At 43.2% G+C, this 25,765-nt stretch carries 23 protein-coding genes; 16 read left to right on the forward strand and 7 right to left on the reverse strand.

Annotated elements, in window-relative coordinates; translation table 11 throughout:
- Positions 1–33 precede the first annotated feature (33 nt).
- Positions 34–300 carry a hypothetical protein gene (locus tag MNR06_RS06635; protein ID WP_243540345.1) on the reverse strand — a complete coding sequence of 89 codons (267 nt, stop codon included), beginning with the start codon at positions 298–300 and terminating at the stop codon, positions 34–36.
- A gap of 240 nt (positions 301–540) precedes the next feature.
- Between MNR06_RS06635 and MNR06_RS06640 the strand changes: the two genes are divergently transcribed.
- The 4 genes from MNR06_RS06640 (at position 541) to MNR06_RS06655 (ending at position 7,081) form a co-directional block, all read left to right on the forward strand.
- Positions 541–1,293, forward strand: coding sequence for a hypothetical protein (locus tag MNR06_RS06640; RefSeq protein ID WP_243540347.1), 753 nt, complete (start codon positions 541–543; stop codon positions 1,291–1,293).
- A gap of 101 nt (positions 1,294–1,394) precedes the next feature.
- The gene (locus MNR06_RS06645; RefSeq protein ID WP_243540348.1) at positions 1,395–2,615 is read left to right on the forward strand and encodes a collagen-like triple helix repeat-containing protein; all 1,221 of its coding nucleotides are present in this window, start codon (positions 1,395–1,397) and stop codon (positions 2,613–2,615) included.
- A gap of 15 nt (positions 2,616–2,630) precedes the next feature.
- Complete coding sequence (locus MNR06_RS06650; protein WP_243540349.1) at positions 2,631–5,339, forward strand: hypothetical protein; 2,709 nt, start codon at positions 2,631–2,633, stop codon at positions 5,337–5,339.
- A gap of 116 nt (positions 5,340–5,455) precedes the next feature.
- Positions 5,456–7,081 (forward strand): hypothetical protein, encoded by a 1,626-nt coding sequence (locus tag MNR06_RS06655; RefSeq protein ID WP_243540350.1) that lies wholly within the window; start codon positions 5,456–5,458, stop codon positions 7,079–7,081.
- Positions 7,082–7,134: 53 nt separating this feature from the next.
- Here MNR06_RS06655 and MNR06_RS06660 read toward each other — a convergent pair whose 3' ends face one another.
- Positions 7,135–7,998 carry a PBECR2 nuclease fold domain-containing protein gene (locus MNR06_RS06660; RefSeq protein WP_243540351.1) on the reverse strand — a complete coding sequence of 288 codons (864 nt, stop codon included), beginning with the start codon at positions 7,996–7,998 and terminating at the stop codon, positions 7,135–7,137.
- 161 nt (positions 7,999–8,159) lie between these two features.
- Between MNR06_RS06660 and MNR06_RS06665 the strand changes: the two genes are divergently transcribed.
- From MNR06_RS06665 to MNR06_RS06675, 3 genes are all read left to right on the forward strand, one after another.
- Positions 8,160–8,474, forward strand: a complete 315-nt coding sequence (locus MNR06_RS06665) for a hypothetical protein (RefSeq protein WP_243540352.1) — start codon at positions 8,160–8,162, stop codon at positions 8,472–8,474.
- 392 nt (positions 8,475–8,866) lie between these two features.
- The gene (locus MNR06_RS06670) at positions 8,867–9,202 is read left to right on the forward strand and encodes a hypothetical protein (protein ID WP_243540354.1); all 336 of its coding nucleotides are present in this window, start codon (positions 8,867–8,869) and stop codon (positions 9,200–9,202) included.
- Between the two features lie 31 nt (positions 9,203–9,233).
- On the forward strand, positions 9,234–10,508 hold the full coding sequence (locus MNR06_RS06675) for an Hsp20/alpha crystallin family protein (RefSeq protein ID WP_243540357.1): 1,275 nt from the start codon (positions 9,234–9,236) through the stop codon (positions 10,506–10,508).
- On the opposite strand, the gene MNR06_RS06680 is transcribed toward MNR06_RS06675, so the two are convergent.
- The 3 genes from MNR06_RS06680 to MNR06_RS06690 form a co-directional block, all read right to left on the reverse strand.
- A complete protein-coding gene (locus MNR06_RS06680) occupies positions 10,471–10,770 on the reverse strand; it encodes a helix-turn-helix transcriptional regulator (protein WP_243540359.1) in 300 nt (99 codons plus the stop codon). The genes MNR06_RS06675 and MNR06_RS06680 overlap by 38 nt on opposite strands.
- A gap of 135 nt (positions 10,771–10,905) precedes the next feature.
- A complete protein-coding gene (locus MNR06_RS06685; RefSeq protein ID WP_243540361.1) occupies positions 10,906–11,148 on the reverse strand; it encodes a hypothetical protein in 243 nt (80 codons plus the stop codon).
- 117 nt (positions 11,149–11,265) lie between these two features.
- Positions 11,266–11,916 (reverse strand): matrixin family metalloprotease, encoded by a 651-nt coding sequence (locus MNR06_RS06690; RefSeq protein ID WP_243540362.1) that lies wholly within the window; start codon positions 11,914–11,916, stop codon positions 11,266–11,268.
- 468 nt (positions 11,917–12,384) lie between these two features.
- Here MNR06_RS06690 and MNR06_RS06695 point away from each other — a divergent pair, with 468 nt between their 5' ends.
- Genes MNR06_RS06695 through MNR06_RS06710 form a run of 4 tightly spaced genes read left to right on the forward strand, consistent with a single transcriptional unit; the run spans position 12,385 to position 15,513 of the window.
- A complete protein-coding gene (locus MNR06_RS06695; RefSeq protein ID WP_243540364.1) occupies positions 12,385–13,383 on the forward strand; it encodes an isocitrate/isopropylmalate dehydrogenase family protein in 999 nt (332 codons plus the stop codon).
- 2 nt (positions 13,384–13,385) lie between these two features.
- On the forward strand, positions 13,386–14,111 hold the full coding sequence (locus tag MNR06_RS06700) for a coenzyme F420-0:L-glutamate ligase (protein WP_243540366.1): 726 nt from the start codon (positions 13,386–13,388) through the stop codon (positions 14,109–14,111).
- A gap of 36 nt (positions 14,112–14,147) precedes the next feature.
- The gene (locus MNR06_RS06705; protein ID WP_243540367.1) at positions 14,148–14,609 is read left to right on the forward strand and encodes a hypothetical protein; all 462 of its coding nucleotides are present in this window, start codon (positions 14,148–14,150) and stop codon (positions 14,607–14,609) included.
- Between the two features lies 1 nt (position 14,610).
- Positions 14,611–15,513, forward strand: coding sequence for a hypothetical protein (locus MNR06_RS06710; RefSeq protein ID WP_243540368.1), 903 nt, complete (start codon positions 14,611–14,613; stop codon positions 15,511–15,513).
- Here MNR06_RS06710 and MNR06_RS06715 read toward each other — a convergent pair whose 3' ends face one another.
- On the reverse strand, positions 15,514–16,590 hold the full coding sequence (locus MNR06_RS06715) for a sensor histidine kinase (RefSeq protein WP_243540369.1): 1,077 nt from the start codon (positions 16,588–16,590) through the stop codon (positions 15,514–15,516).
- 204 nt (positions 16,591–16,794) lie between these two features.
- Here MNR06_RS06715 and MNR06_RS06720 point away from each other — a divergent pair, with 204 nt between their 5' ends.
- Positions 16,795–18,948 (forward strand): phospholipase D-like domain-containing protein, encoded by a 2,154-nt coding sequence (locus tag MNR06_RS06720; RefSeq protein ID WP_243540370.1) that lies wholly within the window; start codon positions 16,795–16,797, stop codon positions 18,946–18,948.
- A 653-nt stretch (positions 18,949–19,601) separates the two neighbouring features.
- Here MNR06_RS06720 and MNR06_RS06725 read toward each other — a convergent pair.
- Positions 19,602–20,501, reverse strand: a complete 900-nt coding sequence (locus tag MNR06_RS06725) for an Hsp33 family molecular chaperone HslO (RefSeq protein ID WP_243540371.1) — start codon at positions 20,499–20,501, stop codon at positions 19,602–19,604.
- Between the two features lie 97 nt (positions 20,502–20,598).
- On the opposite strand from MNR06_RS06725, the gene MNR06_RS06730 reads away from it, so the two are divergent.
- The 4 genes from MNR06_RS06730 to pruA all read left to right on the forward strand — a co-directional run bounded on the left by MNR06_RS06730 (position 20,599) and on the right by pruA (position 25,357).
- Positions 20,599–21,090: a phosphoglycerate mutase family protein gene (locus tag MNR06_RS06730; protein WP_243540372.1), complete on the forward strand. Its 492-nt coding sequence runs from the start codon at positions 20,599–20,601 to the stop codon at positions 21,088–21,090.
- Entirely contained in the window at positions 21,087–21,674 is a 588-nt protein-coding gene (locus tag MNR06_RS06735) for a fumarylacetoacetate hydrolase family protein (RefSeq protein ID WP_243540373.1), read from the forward strand. The genes MNR06_RS06730 and MNR06_RS06735 overlap by 4 nt, the downstream gene beginning before the upstream one ends.
- Entirely contained in the window at positions 21,675–22,295 is a 621-nt protein-coding gene (locus MNR06_RS06740) for a hypothetical protein (RefSeq protein ID WP_243540374.1), read from the forward strand.
- 113 nt (positions 22,296–22,408) lie between these two features.
- Positions 22,409–25,357: an L-glutamate gamma-semialdehyde dehydrogenase gene (gene pruA, locus MNR06_RS06745; RefSeq protein ID WP_243540375.1), complete on the forward strand. Its 2,949-nt coding sequence runs from the start codon at positions 22,409–22,411 to the stop codon at positions 25,355–25,357.
- The last annotated feature ends 408 nt before the right edge of the window (positions 25,358–25,765 follow it).

The following is a 25,765-nucleotide window of genomic DNA, read 5'->3' on the forward strand; positions in this document are numbered from 1 at the left end:
TTCGGCATCTAAAATGCTTTGCTTAACGGCTAATTAAAAGGAAAGACTGCGGATTTCTAAAGAATAATTGTCTGAAGTTTTCAGCTTCTTCAACTCAGCCCCAGAATGAATCAAGACCTGACTGCGATATCCATCACTTGTAGTAATAGACTGGTTAGCACTAATCCCTGACTGAACAAACGACTTATCTGCGACTTTAGGCTTTGATGGCAAAATCAAATAATCAACCTGCGGCACAGTATCACTGCACGCACTAAGACTTATCATGATGAGACAAATAGTTATTACTTTGCCAGCCATGATTTCTTTTCGGTGAATCTTAATTAAACCTCAACAGGGCACCTTTATTTCGCCACCTAGACATTTCGTTGACGTACCAGAGTGATATCGTTTCAAGAAGAGATTTTTCTAAATTGTAAGTACGCGATTTTAAAAGTCATTTTATTCCGTCCCAGACTGAAATATGGCACCGCACTTGCTTTAGAAATCAGCATAAAGAAATTAATTCCGGCAAAGCTGGACAAAAAATAGAGGCTTTATATGAAAACAACAAAACAACAAATCATCACTGTCTTACTTACTTTGACTGCAGCAACTCTATTAGTTGGTTGTTCTAAAGGTGCTCAAGTTGGCAGCGAAGACTATTCAAGTCGCGTGACTGAAACTGACATTACTGCTTCTTCGACAAAGCCTTTAGCTTACTGCAATCAGGCGACAGGTTCTGAAATCACATCCAAAATGAAAGTTTACCAAGAAAATAATGCTGTTCGCATGGACCTAGTTTATGTTCGCCTAACAGCACTACCTGCTAGCTTTAAAAACGATCAGTCTTATATCTCTATGTGGAAGTGGTTATCTAACTCTGCAGGCAGCACTTATCTAGATTCTTCAGCTTTAGAATTTGTTTTAATTGATTCAACGAACAACCAAGCACTTACTAACTGGAAAACAACCCTTAAGTGGAGTGATGTTGCCTCTGCAGCTTCGGGCCTTGGTATCACGGATCCACAAACATTCTTTAATCGCGTGAACATCTTGGTCAATCTTAAAGATGCCCAAGGTGAATACGACGCTTTAAAAATCACGCACTACAATTTAACAACACACAAAGCGATCAGCCAAACTGACGGTTTGTTACCGATGTTTTACGCAAATCCAAACGACTATGCGACAGAAGCTTCAGGTCATGCTCGTGCCGAAGTTCTAAAAAACCTGCACCCTTTTGCTAGCCAAGTTGGTCAGGGGTTTTCTTCGACTCAATATCAATCGATGGCGAATGCATTTTGCTTTTAATCCGAATTTCAAGACCGTAATCCGAAAATAAAGAACTAGAATGCTTTAAATTCTTTATAGCGCCTCTCAGACCCGGCATTGCCCTTGCAGTGCGGGTCAGTATGAAAAAACTTACTTTATTTTTATTCTTAATTTTTTTCCTTCAAGCCTGCAGTCAAGATAGCTCTTCAAATAAAAAGCAAACCCCACTAACCCTGCGTCAATTAAGCAAAGATGGAGTTGAGTTTTCGTACGCAAGAAAGACGGATCTTGCTGAGGATCTTAGCAATCTCACCTCGTTCAAAGAAGACTTAAATAAATTCGTCGTTGAATTCTACATAAAAGGAAAACCCCTTGCACAAATTCGCGTACTTAAAGTTGACAAATACACCCATGAAAACAGCGAGCTTTCACATCTAGTTCAAAGTGTCTCAACGAATTCTTGGAACCTTATTGATGAAGTCGACCTTAGCGAAGGTGCGGGTGCTATCAAACGATTCAAATCTAAAGAACTTACTTACGAAATTTTCGACGGAGAAAAAAAGTTGACACAATTCGAAGTCAACTTCATTCCCGATCTTTTTATCGCCGCTGGTGAAGTAAAAACTTTGTCAGATTTAAATTTAGATTCTGGAACTTTTGATTTTGGCTATTTAGTTCTAGGTTACGGCTCCTCACTTGTAACAGAGGGAAAATCTATAACTTTCAATGTACAAAAATTAATTACGTTCGGTGCTATCGAAACTTTCACCAAACAAATGGCAATGATGGAAGGACCTGAGGCTAGCCGGGGTCAAAATGGCGGTGCTGTTGCGATAAATGCATTGGAGGCAAACGGCAATCTGGAAGTTTTTCTTAGAGGCACCGTTGGTGGAAGGGGAAGAACAGGAGACAGTAATAAGAATGCAGGCGCAGCCGGTGCAGACGGAAAAATGGGAGTTTCTGGGCATAATCACCCGGATCCAAGCCCAAGATGTAAAGTCCAAAGCACTCCTGGAGAACAAGGCAAACAAGGCCCTGAAGGGGGCCCTGGTGGAAATGGCGGCAATGGTGGCGACTCCGGAACCTTTAAGTACTCCGGACAAAAAAATAATTCACTCTATTTGAAAATCCATACACTTCCAGGTCCCGGTGGAATTCGTGGTGAAGGCGGCACCGGTGGCCCCGGCGGCCCGGGCGGAAAAGGTGTCAGAGATTACTATCCGTGTCCAGCAACCCCGGCAGGCGCACAAGGAAAAGCCGGCGATCCGGGCAAACCAGGACAACCAGGTAGCAGCGGCACAGCACAAGACTCATGCGTAAGTCTTCACAAGCACGAAGAAACAATCTGCAAAGTATTTTAATCAAAAGGATCGTATATGAAAAATTCCATTTCTTTACTCTTAGTGACTTCTTTGGCTCTTTCAGGATGTTCTAATTCCACCACCTCACCGAAAGTGAAAACAGAAATAAAAGTACAGGGCGAGACGGAACTTAAAAAATTAATTTCTGGTCCTCAACCCAACCTTGCTCTTGCAGAAATCGCGGCACAAGAAGTTAAGTTATTAAATCCTGAAGTAGCGACCCAACTGGCAAAACAGATGGAAGGGAGCGTAAATTGGGCAGAACTGCAAAAGTCGACGACCCATAAGATCTTAAAAACTGCGCAAGGATTCGTGATGGGCGCTTCACCGGCAGTATATGATCCCGAATACATGTCTCGATCTTTAATTCGACAAATTGAAGAAGCCCGCGCTGCCGGTTCGTTCGCAGGAAGAATTGAAATCCAAGTAGCCAATATGGCGAAAAGCGAGGCTCTTAAAGGCTTGATGGCTACCTATAACGAAACTCTTAATTCTCAAGGCAAAGAAATTTCAGCAGAACTTGTAGAACGATGGTCAAAAGAACAACCGGAAATCATTCAGCAAATTGATAGTTTAATTTCTGTTGATGTTAAAAATCGAGCTGCTGAAATTACCAAGGTCTTAAAACAGGCAGACCGCCTGTTAGTAACATATGGAATTCCTGATGAAGATCAGGCAAAGATACTTCTGTATGGTCTAATAGCGAATCATCTTCATGAAGTTTTAAAAGAACACAAAACCGTAAAAGAACTCATTCGCATTGTTGGCGAGGTCAATGATGCCAAAGCCAAAATTCAAAATGTTCTGCTATTAGCGGACTCATTATCAAAACACGGTCAAGCTCTAAAAAATGACTGGAAGAACATTAAATCTTCTTTTTCAAATATCGTTGAAGATCTGAAATATTACGAAGGACTTACCGACCCTGATCAAATGGTGGTTTCAGAAGAAGCACGTAAGGGCGTCATTCGCTATCTTGATGATGTACTGAATGGCAAAGTAAATAGTGGTGAAAAGGCATCAAGCGAAAAGAAAAGCTTTCTGACTGAGGCGCATCCAATCGATAAAAATGTCGACAGCTTCTTAACCAGCACGAAAAACGCATCGGACTCACTAAGTAACCTTATTAATATTACTGAACAGCTTTCTGGTGCTCTGGGTGTTAGAATCGATCCCTCGCTAGTCGACGCAATGAACACCGCTAAGAAGGTTACCGCAGGGGTCGAACTAGTCCATGGAGCCGTAAAGGCTTATGCAACAGGGGGCTTAGTCGGAGCCCTGGGGGTTATTTCCGGAGGGGCTGGAGGTGTTTTAGGAATTGGCGGTGCCCCATCTGAGCTAGGCATGGTGAAACAAGACTTGGCCGAGATCAAAAAAACCCAAATGGAAATTTTGAAAATTCAAAAAGCCACTGTACGCATGATCAAAGACTTAGCCGTCATGATCGACGAGTATCATCAGCAGGAACTGCGAGCCTTGGCTGAAATTCGTGACGATATTATCACTAATCTTGAATTGAACGCCCTTACCTTAAACCGAGACATTCATCTGTGCCATGCTCTTTTAAGTTATGCCTACTCTTCTTCATCGCCTGTTGGCGTCCGGAAATCTTTAGTTTCAGTTCGTGAAGCAAGCCTTAACCGCCAACTCTTCTTAACGAAAATTGGAGGACTAAAAGGAATTCGCGATGCCCTAAGTTCAAGCCAAGGAAGTTATGCCCAAAGCTGTCATCACGCGATGTCTTTAGCTTTCAAACAAGAGTTTATCAGTGATACTCCTCTGTTGCTTCGCCACATCAATCGTTTCCAGGATGGCGAAAAGGAAAGTGGCATAAAAATTCAGAGTAAGCTCTACACTCCTGCATTAAATTATTTCCATGGCAAAATTAGCAAAAAAGATTTTGAAGAGATGTCATTGCATCTTCCAGTACTGGATTTCAAAACCTACCAGTCTAGAAAGATTGACCATATATATTCAAAAGCCACTGTGAATCGCGAGCCAAATCTGCTGTCACTGGTTGATCTTGTCGGCCCGTTATCCTTAGAAAGATATGGGACTTTGTTAGTTGCCCTGCACCCTTATATTTCAACGAATATCAGAGACTTTGAAAATTTAGAAACGCTCACCGATGAAAAAGAGGGAATGGAAAATGGGACTAAATGGTCTCAACAATGGTTGGCCGGAGCTTTAGAAATCACTAAGATTGCAATAGCCCAAGAATCCATTTTAGCTGGGGAGCCATTGCTTCATGCTCTTGAATTGGACTGGCCTTCAATTACGGCAGAAACATCTGACTGTGTGAAGGAAAAAAAGAAGTTTTGCTTTGTAAGGCAAAATCCTTTGATGTTGCGTAATCTGTTAACTTATATCATCTCCAGAAAAAATGGATTTAGTAATGTTAATTACTCTTCTGCCTATGAAAAAGGATCAAGCGGAACTAACGACATTGCAAACTTGCTTAACGTGAAACCAGATAGATTGATTTTTGAAAATTCATCAAAGAGGTGGATCCTAAAACTTGATAACCAAGATCAACTAGGTCTGCAAATCTATTTACCAACTCCTGAGGTGGTAGCTAGAGGTAGAATTGAATATTCAGAAGCGATGCCACGCTTACTTATGCTGCAGGAAAAGATCGCTGAGGAGTTAGCTTTGGTAACACCGCTAAATCTGAATGAAAAAGAAACAAATGAGATGATGAAGTTACTAATAATTAAAAATTAGTCAACGGAGCTAGTTTTCTTTAAGTGTTCGCAATGTTCCTGATCTAAATTGAGATTCGTTTATGGAGCCCTATTGGGCCTCCATATCTTGGCCGATTCTATGTTTGGGGGTGGCCATTGAATCTGCGCGGTACTTTTTCTAAAAGTCTCATCGGTATTTCTTTACTAGCATCAATTTTCGCTTTTCAAAACTGCGCGCAACAAGGCGCATTTGAAGCTTCAAGCACTGTCGACATTTCTGATGCAGCATTAGTGAATGAAGGTAAAGCGGTTGCAAATCAAATTTATGATTCTGAAACCCGCGCCAAGATGGAAGGCGACCGCGCTGAATTTAAAAATGTGTTTAGAACTATGGCCATTGAAAAATTCAAGGGCACCAGCAATGAAGAAATCAAAGCCACCGTCGATCAAATGATTGATGCTGGCGCAAGCCCCGCTGATCTGGAAGTTTCTTTTTCGGCAAGAGCTGACCTAAAAATGGCTGTTGAAAGATTAGCGAAAATTCAACAAAACCGCGCCGGCTTGATTTCAAGCCTAGGTATTACTCCTTATTCAATTCGCTTTAGCTTAATTCTAAATAAAAAAATCTCTGCCATCGAACTGCAAACAGCTTTACGAAAAGATGTCAGCCCTCGAATTTCAATCGCACAAAATTCCAACGAAGAATTAGACCTCGCGCAAGGCTTTATTAATGGAAACAAAGAACATGTGAATGACTTAAACGCAGCCTTCGTGCAACTATCACGTCATCCTTTAGTGAAGGCCATTGCAAATGATGTCTCAATCAAAAGCAGCGAAGGTTCACCTACAAAAACTCCGGAACAATCCGATGTCGTACACGTGCCTGCTCAAGAATGGCAAATTGTTACCGCTCGCATAAAACCGAACCCAAATCACACTCGTACCAGTGAGCACCTTTTAAGAATCGTCCAAGAAACTGCAAAGAATAAATACGTCGCCGTCGTTGGGCAGTGGGGTAAAGAACATTATCTTTTTTCATTTCGAGTAAAAGTCGAAAAAAGTGCAGTGGATGAGTTAATGAGAACACTGCGTGCTTCCACTCAATTTGAATTATTGGGCCTTACCCACAGATTTGTGATGAAACAATATCGTATCACGGTCAATGAGCACGCTGATTGCCTAAAGCTAAAGGATCTTTGCAACGGAAAGTATTTTAAACCAGAAAAAATTGAGGCAGACGTCGTTCCAAGCCTCCACACCACTTGGCCACAGGGTCTACCGATAGTGAATCCTAATTTTTGGTTAACCAAAATTGAGAATGAAAGATCATTTATCTTCACTTTAGTTAACGAAGGAGCGATGTCTTATTATTCCGACATGAGCAAACTAGGCAAAGCGTTGGGGATGCTTTCGTACGTAGATACGATTAGACCGATAGGAACAACCGAAGGCTATACAAAGGGTTCAACAGCTGCTTATCTGTCGGCAACGACCTACATTACTCTTGCAATCAAATATAAGAAAGATCAGTTCACGTTGTGCCAAGATTCTGCAGTTGCCAAAGTTCATTACTGTTACCCAGATGGATACCTAAAACTTGAATTCGTACTTGAGGCATTGAACGCTGGATTTGCGAAGACAATAATATTTCCATCAGGCAGTATACGTGAAGGAGCGACGAACATTTACGTGAAGTTCCCAAATGACCCGCTTTCAAAAAGCGAACTCATAAAAGCTCTGAAAATCGCTCCGTTTATTGAATCAGTGACAGAGGTTAAATAGCAAAGAAAAGAGCTCCTCCAGGAGCTCTTTTCTTCCCAAAATCAAAAACTAACCTAATGCGCAGATTCCTGAGAAACTTCCTCAGCCTGCAAATTCTCGCCCTGGCGATAACGATCCACCAAACTTTCATCGGTCGTTGGGAAAGAGAATAACAACGAATGAACATTGGATTCTTCATCTTCCTGGGTCACAGCAATGTAGGTAAGATCCTTAGTCGTTTCGTGGTCTGGATATTCTTTAATAAAGCAAACCAAGACGTTTCCATCTAAATCATTTTTACGCCAAATTTCATCAGCACTTTCAATGGTGTCTTCACGAAGATTCGCGAATTCAGAAAACTTATCTTGAGGAATATCTTTTTCACCGCGCACTTTTAGCATGGCAATATAAAGCCCCATGGCCAAAGGGTCGCCTTCACCCAGGGCGTCGCCTTCCACTGCTCCACCAGAAACTTCTTCAAAAGTTTTATCGTAAACAAGCTCCCCTTTTTGGAAGGCTTCTACCATCTTCGGATCACGAGTTGGGAAGTGGATAAAAACAAAAGTTGGAATTTCTTCTTCCGAAGAAACGTAAGCTACTGCCACATAAGTGAACTGTTCATCGCCTTCTTGAATATTTTTAATGAAGTGATAAACGGCAAAGTCCTCAAAAGTCTTATCATCCATCCACACTTCTTCGGGTTCATCCAAAGTTGTTTCAAGATAATGCTCATGGGCAATTTGTTCTTCGTCAGAATAATCGGTTTCAATGCGAAGAGATTGGTACTCATGCTCCATATGGTCGATGGCTTCTTCAAAGTAGCCAAACAAGGCTTCTTCAGACTCAAAAATAAGTCCTGCCGCTTCATCTACAAGAATGTATTCTTGTTCAGTCGGACCAGATGTTTTTTTCTTAGCACGGGTTTTCGTTTTTGCCATATTTCTCGCACCCCTCACACTTCATTATCGAGACAATCTTGTGCCGCAAACAACTTAAAAAAAAACAGACTCGACAAGGTTCGTCATACCGTCATTTTTCATGTTGCAACGGCCGAGCTTTTTCCTCACCATCTGAATTAAGATGTCGCAAGGGAGGCGCCTTGGCCAATATCGAAGAGACAAGTTTAGAAAGAATGGAAGCTTTGTTGTCTCATTCCGCTTTGGGTGTGCATGTTTTATTTGAAAACAAAGACATCGCGGAAGTCCTCAAAGAAGTCAAAGACGACAAAGACTTTTACTCGTTTGAAAAAATGAAAAAGGTCCAAGACGTGATGACGGAACTCATCACCAAAAAATCGTACTTTGAAAAAATGGCTTACCTTCAAGCCCTAGATTCAGAGTCCTACCACATGCTGGTTCGCGCTTACTTTCACATCGTTGAAAACACGGTGCGCGCCAATCACGAACATCACTAAAATAATCTGATCAATATTTCGACGCTTTCTTTGGACTTAAGCAAAAGCCAAAGAAAGCGCCTAACTTTTAGAGTTCTAATTCGACACCAATCAAAGAATTATTCTGCGCAGCGTTGGCAAAATGCTATTCTAATTTTCGTAGGCACAAAAAACTGTAAGAGCAAGAACGCTTCTTCCGGGGGGACAAGGAAGTTCCAAATTTCCTCCCAGCAAAACCGAGGGCAGAGGTTGGCGAGAAGGGTCCAAGCGCAAGGCGGAGGATCTTCCGCGAAACGCAGGCGTGGCAGCGCCACGTCGGAGAGAAGCGGAAGACCGCACAACGCAGTCGATTGGGCCCTTATCGACGACCGACCGACTTTAGACTAAAGATTCCCACCGCGAAGCCGATAGGAATGCTTGTGAAATATCGAGTGTTCTTATCGGCTTTATTTCTTATTTTGATACCGGGACTGAGCTTTGCTGAGTACCGCGTCTTCGTTTTAAAGATAACGAAAAAAGCCGCTACCGCCCCTACTGAAGGACGCGCGCCAGCTTCTGCAGCCCCAGACTTCCGTCTGGTGGAAAGCACTTTAGATCCTACTCAATACCGCTTCTATCACCAACTGGCTCCGGATGAAGATGTTACTTACATCGATACCTGGCGCTGCTACGGGCGCACCGGCGATTTCCAAGCGTTGTGTCCCAACCCGAAAGGCCAGATTCAGGAAGCCGCAAATCCCTCACCTTAATGTAGTTGTATCTTTTTGATACACTACATTCATGTCGTCGATTGAACGAAAATCCCAACAAGCGGACCTGACCGAACTTAATGCCGAATACGCGCGTAAAAAAAAGAAGCTCGTTCAAGACAACGAAGAACAGATCAGTGATCTGAAAGAATACTACGGCGAAAAAAAAGACGCTGTCAGCGCGCAAAACGAAGCCGCTATCAATCACATCCAAAAACGACAAAAAGAAATGAACCTAAAGGCGACCGAAGAGCGCGATAGGGTTAATTCAAGTTATAAAAATAAAGCCCAAGCTATGCAGAAGACTTATGATGATAAGCTAGCTGCCACCCGTGAGGGCCGCGAAGCTCAAATTCGCAGAGCCCAGGCTTCAACCCACGAAAAAGTTCGTGATATCGAAAACGATGCGCAAGCGCGTATTGAAGATGTTCGCTTGCAAAGTTCTGTTGAATTAGAAAAAGCCAAAGGCAAATTCAACAAAGAGATGAAGCAGATCAATGAATACAGCGAAAAACGCTTGGATCAGCAACGTCAACTTAATGATTTAAGTCTTAAAAGCGAAATCGAACGCGGTCGTGAAGTGCATGATGAAGTGCGCTCTCGCAACGAAAAAGAACACACTGAACTTCGTCAACGTGGCGAAGTGATGATCACAGAAGAAAAGCAAAAACAAAGCACGCAGCTACAAAAAATCGATGAGACGGCAGCCCAACGCCAGGAAAAAATCGAAAAAAACTGGGCGTCCCGCGAAGAAAGAGCCAATAAACTTTATTCGCAAAAAATCGCTGAAAACAAGAAGGCCAATGAGGATCAACTTAGAACTCAGAACAGCCGCTTTAAAAGTGTTTACGCCAAAAATGAAAACGCTCAGCGAGAGAGCTTAGATATTCAAAATCAGAACTACCTTAAGCAGCTGAATGAAACTCGCAAAGATTTCGTTCGTTCGTCTGAAAAATACGCGAACAAAGAACATGATCCGTTTTACAAGGTGGAAGATCGTGGCAGCCGAATTAGCGAAAGCATGAATTTCTACGTGTTAGAAGCTTTCGTGCCTGAACATGAAAAAGACGCAGTGAAAGTTTCGATTCAAAACGACAAGGCCACAGTGTCGGGCCAACGTTCATTCAAAGATAAGATAGAAGAAGATGGAAAGATCACCAGCAGCGCGAACTATCAAACATTCCGTGAGGAATTCCCATTTGATAAGCCAGTGATCACAGAGGGAATGACCCGTGAACGCCGAGGCGACTGGGTCGTTTATCAAATCCCTAAAGGGAATCTGAACCGTTACGACCGTAAGGCGTAATTTCAACTTCCGCTTGCGGAGCGGTTAACAAATGTTCCATAAAAAAAGCAGAAAGCTGGTGGCGGCCATCGACCGCAGCTTTCTTATATAAACTTAAAGCTTGCTGGCGAGTCGTCGTTTCCGTCGTCCCGCGCTTGCCAGCGATGTCTCTAAGGCTGAAGCCTTTTAAGATCATCAAGGCAATCTCACTCTCAGTTTTAGTGAAGTTCCATTTTTCGAAATGCTTGAAAACGTATGATTGGAAATCTTCTGGCTTTGACATATATGAAATTAGATCGCGTTCCTAAACATATGTCATGCAACAAATATTAGAAGTGCGAATAATCCACCCAGGGTTTACTAAACTCAACCCTGTTCGCAAACGAACATTTGTTCTAAGTCTAACATTTGTTCGAGCTTAAACCTTCATGAGGTAACGAACTTCTCTCATTAAGAATGAAAGACGACCTGAAAGGTCCGTTAGCATTTCGATGTTCGCGTGCAATTGAGCTAAAGCATCAGCTTCAACCACCGGACGATCTGAAAGTTCGTGGTAAGACTTATGAGTTACAGGAGTAGTTTCAGCAAGAGGCGCCAAGAAAGCAGAGTCTAAATTAGAAACTTCTGTTGCTTGGTCTTTGTTTAAAGTGATCACTCTCATCTGGCTCTCCTCTGCTGCACCTTTTGGCGCAGAACTAAAAGTCTATTTGGAATTTTCTAATCAACAACTTAAATAAACTTACATTTCTTTTTTACACTGCACTGTTCTTACATCGCCCTAGTATTCGCACTGGAGCGCCTTTTCATCGGTGGGAGCCACATTCACGCGGTCTTCACCACTTGCTAAAAAGGTCGCCATAACTGAATCATCGGTGTCTTTATGTTTAAGTCCTAGAACGTGCCCCATTTCGTGAAGAACAAGGGCTTCGATATTTACCGCAGCAGAGTTAGATTTAGGTTTCGCGGCAGTAGAAATAACGTTGCTTTGATTTCTATAATAGAAACTGAAGTCAGCACCGTTTAAACGAATGTCTGCTTCCTTGATAAGATCGCCAATCCAATAAAGGCTTGTGCGGCCTTGTTCTGACGTGCGATTTGCTTCCCAGCTCGTCATAAAATAAATGATGTTTTTACCGTCTTTGTGAGGAGAAACTGATTCGTTTGTGCGACCCATGATATTAATGATTTTACGACCCACAATCGTCTGCCAGCTATCGGCTGCCGCAATAATCGCTGCATCCATTTCCACTGGAACGCTTGAATGAATATACATATTCACTGGAACATCACTTTGCCAAGAGACGCGCTCGCCATAGACGTTTTGCACGAACCCGCAGTCTTCTTGAGACTTCGGCGCACAAGCTTGAATTGTTAGGACTGTGAAAAGGATTGTTGTAATCCCAAGCCAGTTTCTAAATCGCGCGTTCATGGATGCGACCTCCTATCCTTGTCTATTACAAAGAAAAGACCAATGCTGTGGCCTTCGATTTAGATTTGTAGGTTGTTGAAATAACTAGACTTTATCTTTAGAGCGCAAACTGCCTCATAACACAATAAACGCTTAATAGAAGTGTTAGATCTCATAACACCTATAGCGAAAGGTTCTAAGCTGCTGATTTATCAAGGCATCTTCCCTGTCAAAGAATCGAACACCCCCGCGCCGCAAAGCGAAACCTAAAGAGGTGCAAAACGACTCTGACCGAGCTGGTCCGAGGCTTGCTTTAGGGAATAGTGCAGTCTCATTTTGAGACAACCGGGCTCAAACCCTCATCAGGGTGACCACGAAGCCCACCACACCCACCCCACATCCTACCTTCCCTGGTAGGGAGCATGAAAAAGCTCCTCCTGCCAGCTCGCGCGTGATAAGGAAAAGTCATTCGCGAAAGGCAAAACACAAATGACTAAACTGACTGTGATTCCTGGTGACGGCATCGGACCTGAAATTATGACTCAAGTGGTGCGTGTACTTCAGCACGTAAAAGCACCATTTGAATATGAAGAACATCAAGCAGGTGAAGTCGCCCTGCACACTGTGGGTGAACTTTTGCCTAAAGCCACTATTGATTCCATCAATAAAAACAAACTTGCGATCAAAGGCCCGACAACAACTCCAGTGGGCGGAGGTCACAAGTCTATCAACGTAACCATGCGCCAGTTGTTTGATCTTTATGCCAATGTTCGCCCTGTAAGATCTTTACCTGGAGTGAAGTGCGTAGCGCCGGATGTGGATTTAACCATCGTGCGCGAAAACACTGAAGACCTTTACGCGGGTATTGAGCGCATGATTGATGATAATACGGCTGAAAGTATCAAGCGCATTACACGTAAAGGTTCAGAGCGTATTGCGCGCTATGGTTTTGATTTAGCCCAGCGTACCGGGAAATCAAAAGTCGCAGTTGTTCATAAAGCCAACATTATGAAAATGTCTGACGGTTTATTCTTAAAAGTGGCGCAAGAAGTGGGCTGGCAATACCCGTCTATTTCTACGAAAGATGTGATCGTCGATAATGCTTGCATGCAGTTAGTAACAAAGCCTCAACAGTTTGAAGTGATTGTGACACAAAATCTTTACGGCGATATCTTAAGTGATCTTTGCGCGGGGCTTGTGGGTGGATTGGGAGTTGTTCCTGGTGCCAACATCGGCGAAAAGGCCGCGATCTTTGAAGCGGTTCATGGTTCTGCACCCGACATTGCTGGGCAAAACAAAGCCAATCCTACAGCCCTTTTACAATCAGCTGTCATGATGCTTCAACATATCGGTGAAAACACTAAAGCTGACGCTATCATGAAAGCTTTGATTGCCGCATTGTCAGATGTGAACGCACGTACTGGAGATCTGAGCGGTCACGGTTCGACAACATCTTTCACTGATGCGATCATTCAACAACTAGGTTAACGATGAAAAAACCCCTGACGATAAATCCTGTTCAAACTTCGCTTTACCGTCAGGGTGAAGACCTGATCGATTTTATTCTTAAAAATATCTCCAAAGACGAATGGCAGGAAGAGGTTGTTCTTGCCATCACTTCTAAAATTGTCAGTCTTGCCGAAGGCCGCGTGGTTCCTGCAGATTCAATTTCTAAAAAGGAACTTATGCAGAAAGAAGCCGATATTTTTTTAGGTGAAATTGGTCACGGCGTCACTTTGACGGTGAAAAGTCATTTGCTTCTGGCAGGGGCCGGAATTGATGAATCCAATTCTGAAGATGGCGATTACATCCTTTACCCTTTAAATCCTTTTAAATCTGCGGAAGTTATTCGAAGCGGTCTTCAAGCGCGCACTGGACTTAAAAATCTGGGCGTGATTTTGACTGACTCTAAAACGGGACCATTACGTTTAGGCGTCACCGGTGTTGCCATTTCTTTTGCTGGCTTTGCACCATTAAAAAATATGATCGGCGAAAAAGATCTTTTTGGTCGACCTTTGAAAATGACAAAAATCAACCTTGTAGACAGTCTGGCTTCAGCGGCAGTCTTAATGATGGGTGAAGCTGCCGAACGCCGCCCGCTCGCTTTAATCAAGAACGCACCATTAGAGTATTGTGACCACGCTCAGAAGTCCGATCTTCTAGTTTCACCTGAAGAGGATATGTACTTTCCCCTATATCAACATTTAATAAAATGACTTGGCCAGGAACAGGTTTAAACATAAGCTTGTTCTATGAAATCAAATATCCTTTTTGTTCTTAGTTTTTCGCTTCTTTGTGGATGTGCAACCAATCAAAAAAGCAGGATCGCAACGACGGTGGCTGGATTTGCCGTAGGCGCCGCTATCGGTGCGGGAACTGCCCCTGAAGATGAACGTACAGAACTTCATGCGATGTATTGGGGCGGACTTCTTGGTCTAGCAGGCGCTGTGGCGTCAAACTTTTATTTTAACGACGAGCGAGACCTTGAAGTCATGCGCTTAGAAAATGAAAAAATGAAGGCGCAGCTAGATTTCTTCCAAAATGGTCCAGCAACCCTTTTAAAAGATACAACCGGCACAGCCGATAAAAAGTTTTTCCAGTCAGGGAAAGCTCGTATCAAACTATATAAGATTGACCAGTGGGTTGATGAAGGTCCAAACAAAAAATACCATCGTGACCAGATGATTGAAATCACGCCGCTTGAGAAAAACTAGCATGAAAACAAAGATTCTAGTTCTGCTTTTGATAGTGACAACGACTTGGGCAACAGCTGTCAGTTATTTTTACTGGAAGCTTAAAAACAACCCCCGAGTGATCGCTATCACTATGGACACAGGAAAAGAATCCTTGCAGCAAGTTCACTTAGGTGAAATGGAAAAACTGACGTTTCTTCGTCAGTACTTGGAAAGATACTTTAATTATAACTCAAATAATTTCTGGCAATCACAGACTTCACTAGCGGCCTTAATGGTCCCTGAACAAGGCAAAAAACGCATTAGGGAAGTCAGCCGTCTTAAAGAAAAAACGGAACAAAAAAATCTTTCCCAACTTGGCCAGCTTTCTTCTTTACGTCTATTGCCTGATGGCAGCTACGAAGCTTTGGTCAGTCTGCAAATCAGCGAAGAAGCTAAATCCAATCAGAACCTGTTCATAAAAACGAATTTGAAAATTCATGTTACTGAAAGGTCCTTAGAAAATCCGTGGGGACTTTTAGTTGAGGAAAGAAGTTTTTCTTCCTCCCCTTCCGCACCCCTTTTGCAGCCAGCGGTCTTGGTGCAAAAAACAATTTCTAGCTTTGTGACCATTCCGTGCGTGGTTGAACAGATTGAAAACCCTTCGGACCAAATCAAAATTAAAACTGTGACATTGAATAATTCAGAGCTGCAAATCACTCCAGAAAAGAATGCGCCTGCAGAGGCGATGGTGAAGGCAAAGTGCAAAGAAATTGAATTTTCTATCGCCTTACAACAAAGCCAAAACCAGCGCGACCTTTACGTCGCATTACCTTTGGAAGCTTCTGTGGCTCGACCGAAAGAAATGGCTCAGCCAGCAAAAAGGAAAAAGGATTCCTACGATAAAACCATCGAAAATGTTTTAGGTATAGAGTTAGATAAGTAATTACTTTGGGAATATCAAAGAAACTTGCGTGCCCACGTCCAACTTAGAGCGGATTTGCAAATCACCGCCAATGGATTGCAAAGTCTTTTTAGCATCAAAAAGTCCTAAGCCATGGCCGTTTTGTTTGCCATGGGTAGCACCCTCTTCTGCTAGCTTTGGCAGAATGTCTTCTGGAATGCCCTTTCCGTTATCCATCACTTGCAATAGCCAATGGTTTTCACGTTCCATTAAGACAAGCTGAATAGTGGCTTCATGTGCAGGTAAAGCTTCTAAAGAATTATTTAAAAGATTGCTTACAATGCGTTGTATTTTGATGGTTTCTAATTGTACCAGGGCTTTTTCGGAATACAGATGTTTGCTCCATGCAAAGTTCACTTGCGGATGAGCGAACTTATATTCCTTTACCAAAGGTTCTAACATCGTGGTTAGGTCATGGCCTTCAGCTGCCTGCGGGACCGCTTGCACAATGTCTTGAGCTGCTTTGACTCCTGTTGATAAAAGATCATCCGCAATTCCACGGATTCGTTTCACGGCAAGATCAAGAAGTTCCTTACGGTCCGGAGCCATATTATGATCTAGTTCATTCAAAGTGGTTAACGCTGATAAAGGACCACGGATATCGTGGGCGACCTGTCTAGAGATTTGTGCAATCTTTTTAGATAAAGCCAGTTCTGCTTCTAAACGTTGCTCTTGCAGGCGATTCATAAATTCACGACGCAGTCCCACGCCTAATGAAATCAACGCCAGCAAAATACCCAACATGAATAAAGGTGAAGCTAAAGCGCTTAAACTTAAATCCACCACGTTAAAACAAACGCGGATGCTACCAGACGGCAACGAATGATAGGTCAATGGAACATCGGTTGAAAAAACACATTGCAGTTTTTCTGGATTTTGAACTTCGGTGGTGCCCACAGCGGAATGCACTTCTTTTAGCTGCTTTAGAATTTTATTCTGCAAACTTTGATCGCCTTGAAACAGCTTCGCCCGGGCAATGTCGTCTTCCCAAATACCCACGTAATCTTCAACCGAAGATTTAGCGCGATAAGCTTCATAAGTAACACTCAGAATAGCCACGATCAGGCTGATCCCGATAAAAAATGAAACCCATATGAGTGGTCGCTTTTCTAAGCGACTTAAACTGACTTTTTTCACCGCTATTATCAAGAGCAAAGACCGCACCCAGCTTGCTTTGATCCCATTAGGAATTGGACTGTCTAAACTCTAGACAGTGCCTAAAATAGTTCGCCTAAAGTCCGATAAGCAGATCTGGAGGATTCTATGAAAAATTTCCGGTACCTTCTTGTATTTTCAGCGTTGGTTTTATCAGCTTGTCACAGTCTTGACAGAAAACCAGCTGCTCTTTTTCATATGCCTTCCAGCTTAGAAAAACTTTATGAAAATGAATTGGCGTTATTAGAAAGCCAAGAAAAACTTCGTCTAGCGCAAAAAAGTTTAAGCCAATCTGAAGACGAATGGGCACAAAACGTAGCTGATTTAAAAAAGAAAAAATTCCAACTTGAAGCCCAAGCCATGGGTTTGACTGTCCAGTCAGCCCACGGTGATGCACCAAAAACTTTTGAAACCCTGATGCTTCGTCGTTGGGGTGTTAAAAATGAAGCGTATACACTGACTGATCTGGGTTATTACGAAAAATCAGCAAAGATGCCGTTTTTTTCGATGTCCAATCATAATGCTGAAAATTACGAGCTGTTATTACGCCACGAAGTTTTCTATAAACAAAGCGGCGGAGTCCCAACTCGGACTGAAGAAACACCGGAAGCCCAAAAGTATTTAGAGGCGATATTAAAGTGCGATGGAAGTTTTTCACTTAAATCGGGAATTTTCAAATTCGATCACTACAAATCCCAGGACGTTGCAAAGTTTCATTGGTACGATGGCAATTTAAATGGCCAAAAAGTTCGCTTTCGCCCCTCTGCCGAAGTAAGAAACTGCCAACTGACTTTTAAAAATCCATGGGGTGATACAAGAAAAGAATATGCCATTCAGTTTAAGACAGAAAAAGAAAAACTGGGTTTCTTAGAAACGCTAGCGAAAAACTATGAAGCTTGCGTGCTTCCTTCAACTCACGGTCTAAAAAAGACGCAAAGCTTTTTCTTAAACAGCGGTTACACTTACATGAACTGCCCATTAGAAGCAGAAAAAGTCACAACCTTAGAACAAGCCGAAGATGGGTTGCAAGCCAAAGCAGAAATGCTTTTAGGCCAAAAGTTACCAGCAAAATTCCTAGCAGATAAAAATCCGTACGCACCGTTGGATTTTTCAAAAGCACCGAAATTAGACGGCATCTTTGTTTCTTATTTAGTCTTTAGAAGCGATTTTTACGGAAACACCCTGGCTCGCTTAATGAAGTATCACGCCGATCGTGGAACCCAAGTAAGATTGCTAATTTCCGACGTCATTAGCCTTGATAAGGATAAAGCGCTTTTCGAAAAACTGATGGCCGAAAATGGAAACATCAAAGCCCTATTATATCGTTACGACAACGATTCAAAAAGTGGTGGAAAGTTCCATGAATTGCATAGAACAAACCACGTTAAGATCTTTTTAACCCTGTCATCGTCAGATCCTAAAGCAAACAAGGTCGTTCTTGGTGGCAGAAACATCCATGATGGATTCTTGCTAAGAACTGTTCCGAACCATTCAAAATATCCAAGCTTGATCAACTATCCAAAAGAGGAAGCATTCGTTCACTGGCGCGATTTTGAATTCACAGTAGAATCAAAAGAGTTCACTGAAAAAGTGGCAAGCCAATTTTACACTTTATGGATGCAAGATACCGACAGCTTCCATGTTAGACCCACCACGGTGCAACTAAGTTCACCCAACAAACTGAGTTCAAAGTACTTTGAATCAGCCAATGAAAAACCTTTGGTGCGCCATTATCTTTCAATTCCGTACAAAGACAATCAAATCCTAGAAGACTTCTATGCGGACCTGATCGACAGTGCTCAGAAAAAAGTGTTGATCTCTACACCCTATTTCCGCCCACTTAAAAAAGTAGGTGACGCTTTACAAAGAGCCGCAGACCGCGGCGTTCAAGTAACTTTGCTTACAAGATTAGATCTTAAAGGTGACACTGCGGACCTCATCCTGGGCGCAGTAAACAAAGACGGCGTCAATAAATTTAAAGACACATTTAAGGTTTACGAATACACGGAACCAAAAATCATCCTTCACTCAAAGCTCATCATGATAGATGATGAGCTAAGTTTCTTAGGTTCAGTAAATCTTAATAAACGAAGCTTCATCCACGACATGGAAAACGGAGCTTTGATCTACAGCCCAGCCCTCGCAAAGAAAATGGAAAGCATCTATAAAGTGTATTTACAACAATCCCGCCCCATCACCGAAAAACAAAAAGTATGGCTGTGGCAGAAACTTGTTATTGGGATATTCGATTCGGAGTTCTAATTCTTGTCTTCGAACGAGGGATTTGGCGTATAGGAGTGGAGTAGCTTAGGTCTCCTCCTCCAAGAGCACGCCGTCCGGGCTCAGTCGTCGCCGCAGCTACGCTGCGGTTCGCGCATCCATGCGCCGACGAAGGCTCTTTCCGTATGAGGCCTAAGCTACTCCACTCCTATACGCCAAATCTGTTCAAAACAAAGATCTAGCTTCGATAGTAATACCAATTAAGATTACAAACATATTTTAGTCTTAAGGCGCAGACCAAATTGAAAGAAAAGACACCAACAAAAAGCATCCATTTCTTCGTCAAAAAAAAATGTAAATCAAATCACCTAAAAGACCTTAAATCATTAATCGCCTACACCTGAAATTCATCCAAAGTTTTCTACCTCAATTCACAAATGTCGTGCGGCGAGGCTGGGTAGTACGGAAAGAGGCCTTCGTCGGCGCCACGATGGCGCGCCAAAAATAGCAGGATGCTATTTTTGCGCGTAAGCCCCGAAGGGGTTGAGGGCAGGAGCCCTCAACAACCGCAGCAAAGCTGCGGCGACGATGAGCCAGGATGGCGTGCCTCTTGAAGCTACTAGGAATAGCAAAGTGCCAGGCACAGAGCCCAGCCTTGCCGACACCGAGGACCGCAGCGCTTGAGCTAGTAAAGCTTAGTGCATGGATTCTTTGTGAACGCGATCCTTGATCGAAGAAATTTCGGCGACAGTGACGACGTAAGGTTTGCCGCAGATTTGGCAAGTGACGTTGGCGTCTTCTTTTTTGGTGATCATGTCTTGGAGTTCTTCTTCGCCCAAAGTTTCAAGGGCTCTGATGACGCGCTCTTGTGTGCAAGGACAGTAGTATTCGATTGGATAATCGTGTGGAAGTTCTTCAAACTCGATACCTTCCATAAAGGGCTTAACCAGATCGATGGGTTGAGCACCGTCTAACAACATTTTTGAAATGTTTGGTTTTTTCTCGTCGTAATTTTTTTGAATAAGTTCAACCACAGATTCTTCAACCCCCGGCATGACTTCAATCAAAACTCCGCCGGCTGTTTCAACTTTTCCGTTGGTATCAAGATACACACCCAAAGCTACAAGCGAACGAATCTGATGGGATTGATGTAAGTAGTGCGCGATGTCCTGCCCAATTTCACCGCTGACCAATTCCACAGTTCCGTGGAAAGGTTGTTTTTGGAATGGTTGATGACGAGCAACACTTAAAGTCCCATTACCAAGGGCTTCTTTAAGACTTAAACCGTTATCATAGTTTGGTGGTTGATATTGTGGGTTTGGAGTGTAACCACGCACGTGGCCTTCAAACGAAGCTTCGGCATACACACTTTGCAATGCACCGTTACCACGGAACAACAAGCCTACCATTTGACCGTCTTTAAGTTGTGAGGCCATTAATAGAGCCCCAACCATGCTGCGTCCCACCGCCACTGATGCAATCGGATATGTATTTTGCAAGCTTTGCATGTGTTTAACAACTTCAGAAGCATTCACCGCGGCAATTCTCAACGTAAGATCTTTAGAAACAAAACGATGAACACGTTCTTTACTCATGACAAACTCCCGAAAACGGTGGAAAACTATGGAACTTAAATGGGTACAGGCAAACTAACAAAGCCCCCGTTGAAATTCAAGCAGAGAGAACTTAAGAATGAAGATCTACCTCTTCCGACATGCGCAAAAAGCCATGGATTTTTCTGGCGATCCTGATTTAACTGCAGAGGGACATGCCCAAGCTTCTCGTTTGCTTGATAAAGTTCTTAAAGGCGAACTTCCGCGCCCTATGGAATTATGGGTTTCTCCGAAAAAAAGAACCCACAGCACTTTCCGTCCGCTTTCACAACATTTTGATTTGCAAATGCAAACCCATGAAGGTCTTCTAGAACAAAAGGGCGACGAAAATTTGACAGAGTTCCGCGAACGCATCGCCAAACTTTTTGCAGAAGCTGCGACCCACGCAGACTCGGTGATTTTTATGTGCTCACATTACGACGTGGTGGTGGAAGCGATGGTTGCCATCCCCTGCTCTACGGATTTGACGGGCCCTGAGTTTGCACAATGGTATCCATGCCAATATGCGGGCTTTCAATCAAGTCCCGACGGAGTTTTTGATTTTATCGAATTAAAAAGGATCGCTTTATGATTCAAAATATCTGGGCCGTAGGCCGCAACTATGCTGAACACGCCAAAGAACTTGGAAACGAAATTCCAACAGAGCCCATGATATTTCTAAAAGCCGGCAGCACGGCAACCTTGGCATCCAAAGATTTACACCTGCCAACCTGGGATAGCGAAATTCATCACGAGGTTGAGCTTGCATTGCAATTTGATGAAAACCTGCAAATCGATGAAGCCTGCCTTGCTTTAGATTTAACAGACCGAAAAAAACAGAATGAATTAAAAGCCAAAGGTCATCCATGGACCTTAGCAAAAAGTTTTATAGACTCTTGCCCGCTTTCAAATTTTTTCCCAGTAAACGATTTAGAAGAACTGAAAAACTTAGAAATCACTCTGAAAATCAACAACGAAGTCCGTCAGAAAGGCAACACAAACCAAATGATTTTTAGGATCGAAGATTTAATTAACTTCGTAAAAAAACATTTCCCCGTTCAACCGGGTGACTTGCTTTTAACAGGAACACCCTCTGGCGTAGGACCGATCAAAAAAGGCGACATCCTAGAAGCAGAACTTAAAACAAAAATGATGCACACGTGGAAGGCCCAATAAATGAAAAAGCTCTCCCTATCTATTTTCCATTTTCTATTTTTCATACTCTGCGCGGCCGCCCTAGGCGGATGCGCCCTGGGTCCTTTAGCAAACCATGAAACGGCACGATCTGTCGGCAAAGGAATGCATGAACTTTCCTTCGGCGCAGGTAATGCTCCACCGTTTTTTAAATGGAGTTATGGGGCTACTGAAAATTTTGATTTAGGTTTGCACGCTGAAGCGACCAGCATCGGGATTCGCGGCAAATATTCATTCATCAATCAAACTCAAGGCGTGTCGTTTGCCGGCGCCTTAGGGATTGGTAATTCTATCGGCGGTTCCCACCAGTACGGCGACCTTTTGGTCAGTGGCGTATATAACTGGTTTGAACCTTACGGAGCCGTTCGTTATGCCCACGTCAACACGGATCCTTTTGAACTTAAGGATAAGGACACAGGAAACGTTTTCTTTGAAACTGACGAATACGAATACAACTATGCGCAAGTCTTCTTAGGCAGCCGTTTCTGGTTTTCCCCTAAATGGTATTTAGGCTTGGAATTTTCTGCAGTGAAGCCTATTTCATCAAAGCTTAATATCGGCGGAACCAGCCTGCTTACGGTCGGTTTAGGAGTCCGATTCTAAACTGTTAACGCAGATGGCTAGATTCTTCTATTCTAGCCGCCTTTGATCCAGCAAAGTCCTTGAGTTTTACCACTTCCAGAGGGAATATGCGGCCCTCAGTTTGAGGTAAAAATATGAACGATATTCAGTCGCAAATCGTCGCCCGTGGCGAAGAGATTTTGAAGCGTATGGAAGGCCAATCTAAGGCATCCATTTTTTCTAAAGATTTCTGGTATGGCTCCATCATGGAATGGAGTATGAAAAATGAAAAATTCAAAACAAACATGTTCCGCTTCGTGGACGTACTTCCATCCATCAATTCTGGTGATGAAGTTTCTCGTCACTTAAAAGAATATTTCTCTGAAGATGGTGGAACTCTTCCTCCGGTATTCAACGTGGGCTTGGGACTTGGTTCCTTAGCTCCAGGTTTGATGGCCAACGCGATTAAGAAAAACGTGATGGGCATGGCAAAAATGTTCATCACTGGTGAAAGCCCTGATGAGGCTTTGCCGGTTCTTAAAAAAGCGCGCAAAAACAAAATGACTTTCACGGTAGACATTTTAGGTGAAGCGACTCTTTCTGAAAAAGAAGCGCAAGATTATACCAATCGCTACATGGAACTTATCACATGGCTTGCGAAAGACGCGCAAAACTGGGATGAGATTCCACAACTAGATCGCGATCACGAAGGGGCTATTCCTAAAGTGAACGTGTCCGTGAAAATGACGGCTCTTTATTCCCAAATCAAAGACTTGGCTTGGGATGAATCTAAAAAAATCCTTAAAGATCGCATGCGCCCTGTTTTCCGTCTTGGTATGGAAAAAGGCGTCTTCATCAATTTGGATATGGAACAATACTCTGTAAAACATCTAACACTTGAAGTTTTCACAGAACTTATCAACGAGCCTGAATTTAAAAACTATAAATTCTTTGGTGTCGTGATCCAGGCTTACCTTCGTGACTCATTTGAAGACTGCAAAGCTTTGACAGAGTTCGCGCAAAAACGTGGCACTCCATTCTGGATTCGTCTGGTGAAAGGTGCTTACTGGGATTATGAAACCATTGATGCTGAACAACGTGGCTGGCCAGTTCCTGTTTATACGAACAAAGCCGAATCAGACGCAAACTACGAAGCATGCGCTAAGTACTTGCTAGAAAATATTAAAACCATCCGCCCTGCTTTTGCGTCCCACAACGTAAGATCTTTGGCGGCATGTATGGTTTACGCAGAAAAACTAAACATCCCGAAAGAAGCTTTGGAATTCCAAATGCTTTACGGAATGGCGGAACCAATTAAGAAAACTGTGGTCGACATGGGCTACCGTTTGCGTGAATACGCTCCGGTGGGTGAATTGATCCCAGGTATGGCGTACCTAGTTCGTCGTTTACTTGAAAACACTTCCAATGAATCTTGGCTTCGCGGAAAATTCGCTGATGGAAAAACCACAGCAGAACTTTTAAAAGATCCTGCTCAAGGTCTGACTCCGACTTCACCGATCATTCCTAAAAAAGCGAACAAGTTCTATAACGAACCTCTTCTAGATTTCGCTGTAAAAGCGGATCGCGAAAAAATGCATAAAGCATTGGCTGACATGAAAGCGTCATTGCCAGTGAACGTGCCCGCGATGATTAACAACAAAGAAATTCGCTCTGAAAAAATCTTTGATCGCGTGAATCCTTCTGAGGCTTCGCAAGTTGTTGGTAAAATTTCAATGGCAACAGTTGAGCACGCGGAACTTGCGATGCAAGCAGCCCACACGGCTTACCAAACTTGGAAGAACGTGCCTGCTGAACAGCGCGCAGCTTTAGTTGATAAACTTGCTGACATCATGGTTCGTGATCGCTTTAAACTTATTGCGACGCAAGTTCTTGAGGTGGGTAAACCATGGGCTGAGGCTGATGGCGACGTGGCTGAAGCGATCGACTTCTGCCGCTACTACGCTCGTAATATGCGTGAACTGCAAAAACCACTTCGCGTGGGCGGACTTCCTGGTGAAGTTTCCCATTACATTTATAAATCTCGTGGTGTCACTGCGGTGATCGCGCCATGGAACTTCCCGCTTGCGATCCTTGCCGGAATGGTTACAGCAGCAGCTGTTGCTGGTAACACTGTGGTGATGAAACCTGCAGAACAATCAACTGTGGTTGCTTGGGGATTAATGAAAATGATCCAAGAAGCCGGCTTCCCACAAGGTGTTATCAACTTCCTTCCTGGTTTTGGTGAAGAAGTTGGTGAATACATCGTGAATCACAAACACACGACGACAATTGCCTTCACAGGATCTAAAGCGGTGGGTTTACATATCTTAAACCGCGCTTCGCAAGTTCAACCGGGTCAAACCCATGTCAAACGCTGCATTATCGAAATGGGTGGTAAAAACGCCGTGATCATCGATAACGATGCGGATCTTGATGAGGCCGTCGACGGGGTCCTTTACTCTGCATTCGGTTACGCTGGACAAAAATGTTCTGCTGCAAGCCGCGTGATTGTACTAGATGAAGTTTACGAGCGTTTCGTAGAGCGTTTGGTTGAAGCCGCAAAATCAATTGAGATTTTACCTGCGGAAAATCCAAAATCTTACATGGGACCTGTGGTTGATAAAGAAGCCTATGATCGTATTCTTGGCACTATTGCTGAGGGCGAAAAAAACCATAAGCTTTTATTTAAAGCCCATGTTCCAAGCACTGGATTCTTTGCGCCACCAACAATCTTTGGTGATGTCCCAGGCGACGCGAAGCTTGCTCAACAAGAGATCTTCGGGCCGGTTGTGACAGTGATTCGCGCGAAAGACCTGGATCAAGCCCTGCAAATCGCGAATAGCACTGAATATGCACTAACAGGTGGTATCTTCTCTCGCAGCCCTGCTAACATCGCTCGCGTGAAAAACGAGCTTGAGGTTGGGAACTTGTACGTGAACCGCGGCATCACAGGTGCCATGGTGGATCGCCATCCATTTGGTGGTTACAAAATGTCAGGTGTTGGTTCTAAAACCGGCGGTCCTGATTATTTGAAACAATATATGGAACCGATTGCAGTGACAGAAAATACTTTGCGCCGTGGTTTTGCTCCGGCCGAAGAATAGTTTTTAGAAAAGTTCTAATATCTAAAGGCCTCTACTTCACTAAAGAATAGAGGCTTTTTTTTAACTAAAATCTTCAGCCTTTTTCAATTTTTCAACTATCGCAAACTGTTGATTACCCTTCAGAAATGTTAGCGAAATCTATATTCAGCGTTTTGTTTTCTTGGTACCTACGCAGCGATTTGATCTCGTTAAAGATCTGAACAGAGCTGTAAGTCTTACAAGCTTCTGCCTACCCGCCTTCGCTAAAGCTTCGGCGTGGCAAGCCCCGCGCGACTCAAATTCATAAATTATGGCCCGCTCTTTGCTTTTCTCGAGGAGCGGATTGAACCGAGGTTCGTTTTAACACCACCCTTGAAGGGATGTATTATGCTGCAAATTAAACTCCTCATCGCCACCCTAGCGGGTTTG

This window comes from Bdellovibrio reynosensis (assembly GCF_022814725.1).
GTDB lineage: Bacteria > Bdellovibrionota > Bdellovibrionia > Bdellovibrionales > Bdellovibrionaceae > Bdellovibrio > Bdellovibrio reynosensis.

Bases quoted from the DNA above. Each gene is read 5' to 3' on its own strand.
- MNR06_RS06635 (WP_243540345.1), bottom strand. From the start codon at position 300: ATGGCTGGCAAAGTAATAACTATTTGTCTCATCATGATAAGTCTTAGT.
- MNR06_RS06640 (WP_243540347.1), top strand. From the start codon at position 541: ATGAAAACAACAAAACAACAAATCATCACTGTCTTACTTACTTTGACT.
- MNR06_RS06645 (WP_243540348.1), top strand. From the start codon at position 1,395: ATGAAAAAACTTACTTTATTTTTATTCTTAATTTTTTTCCTTCAAGCC.
- MNR06_RS06650 (WP_243540349.1), top strand. From the start codon at position 2,631: ATGAAAAATTCCATTTCTTTACTCTTAGTGACTTCTTTGGCTCTTTCA.
- MNR06_RS06660 (WP_243540351.1), bottom strand. From the start codon at position 7,998: ATGGCAAAAACGAAAACCCGTGCTAAGAAAAAAACATCTGGTCCGACT.
- MNR06_RS06670 (WP_243540354.1), top strand. From the start codon at position 8,867: ATGCTTGTGAAATATCGAGTGTTCTTATCGGCTTTATTTCTTATTTTG.
- MNR06_RS06675 (WP_243540357.1), top strand. From the start codon at position 9,234: ATGTCGTCGATTGAACGAAAATCCCAACAAGCGGACCTGACCGAACTT.
- MNR06_RS06680 (WP_243540359.1), bottom strand. From the start codon at position 10,770: ATGTCAAAGCCAGAAGATTTCCAATCATACGTTTTCAAGCATTTCGAA.
- MNR06_RS06685 (WP_243540361.1), bottom strand. From the start codon at position 11,148: ATGAGAGTGATCACTTTAAACAAAGACCAAGCAACAGAAGTTTCTAAT.
- MNR06_RS06690 (WP_243540362.1), bottom strand. From the start codon at position 11,916: ATGAACGCGCGATTTAGAAACTGGCTTGGGATTACAACAATCCTTTTC.
- MNR06_RS06695 (WP_243540364.1), top strand. From the start codon at position 12,385: ATGACTAAACTGACTGTGATTCCTGGTGACGGCATCGGACCTGAAATT.
- MNR06_RS06700 (WP_243540366.1), top strand. From the start codon at position 13,386: ATGAAAAAACCCCTGACGATAAATCCTGTTCAAACTTCGCTTTACCGT.
- MNR06_RS06705 (WP_243540367.1), top strand. From the start codon at position 14,148: ATGAAATCAAATATCCTTTTTGTTCTTAGTTTTTCGCTTCTTTGTGGA.
- MNR06_RS06710 (WP_243540368.1), top strand. From the start codon at position 14,611: ATGAAAACAAAGATTCTAGTTCTGCTTTTGATAGTGACAACGACTTGG.
- MNR06_RS06720 (WP_243540370.1), top strand. From the start codon at position 16,795: ATGAAAAATTTCCGGTACCTTCTTGTATTTTCAGCGTTGGTTTTATCA.
- MNR06_RS06725 (WP_243540371.1), bottom strand. From the start codon at position 20,501: ATGAGTAAAGAACGTGTTCATCGTTTTGTTTCTAAAGATCTTACGTTG.
- MNR06_RS06730 (WP_243540372.1), top strand. From the start codon at position 20,599: ATGAAGATCTACCTCTTCCGACATGCGCAAAAAGCCATGGATTTTTCT.
- MNR06_RS06735 (WP_243540373.1), top strand. From the start codon at position 21,087: ATGATTCAAAATATCTGGGCCGTAGGCCGCAACTATGCTGAACACGCC.
- MNR06_RS06740 (WP_243540374.1), top strand. From the start codon at position 21,675: ATGAAAAAGCTCTCCCTATCTATTTTCCATTTTCTATTTTTCATACTC.
- pruA (WP_243540375.1), top strand. From the start codon at position 22,409: ATGAACGATATTCAGTCGCAAATCGTCGCCCGTGGCGAAGAGATTTTG.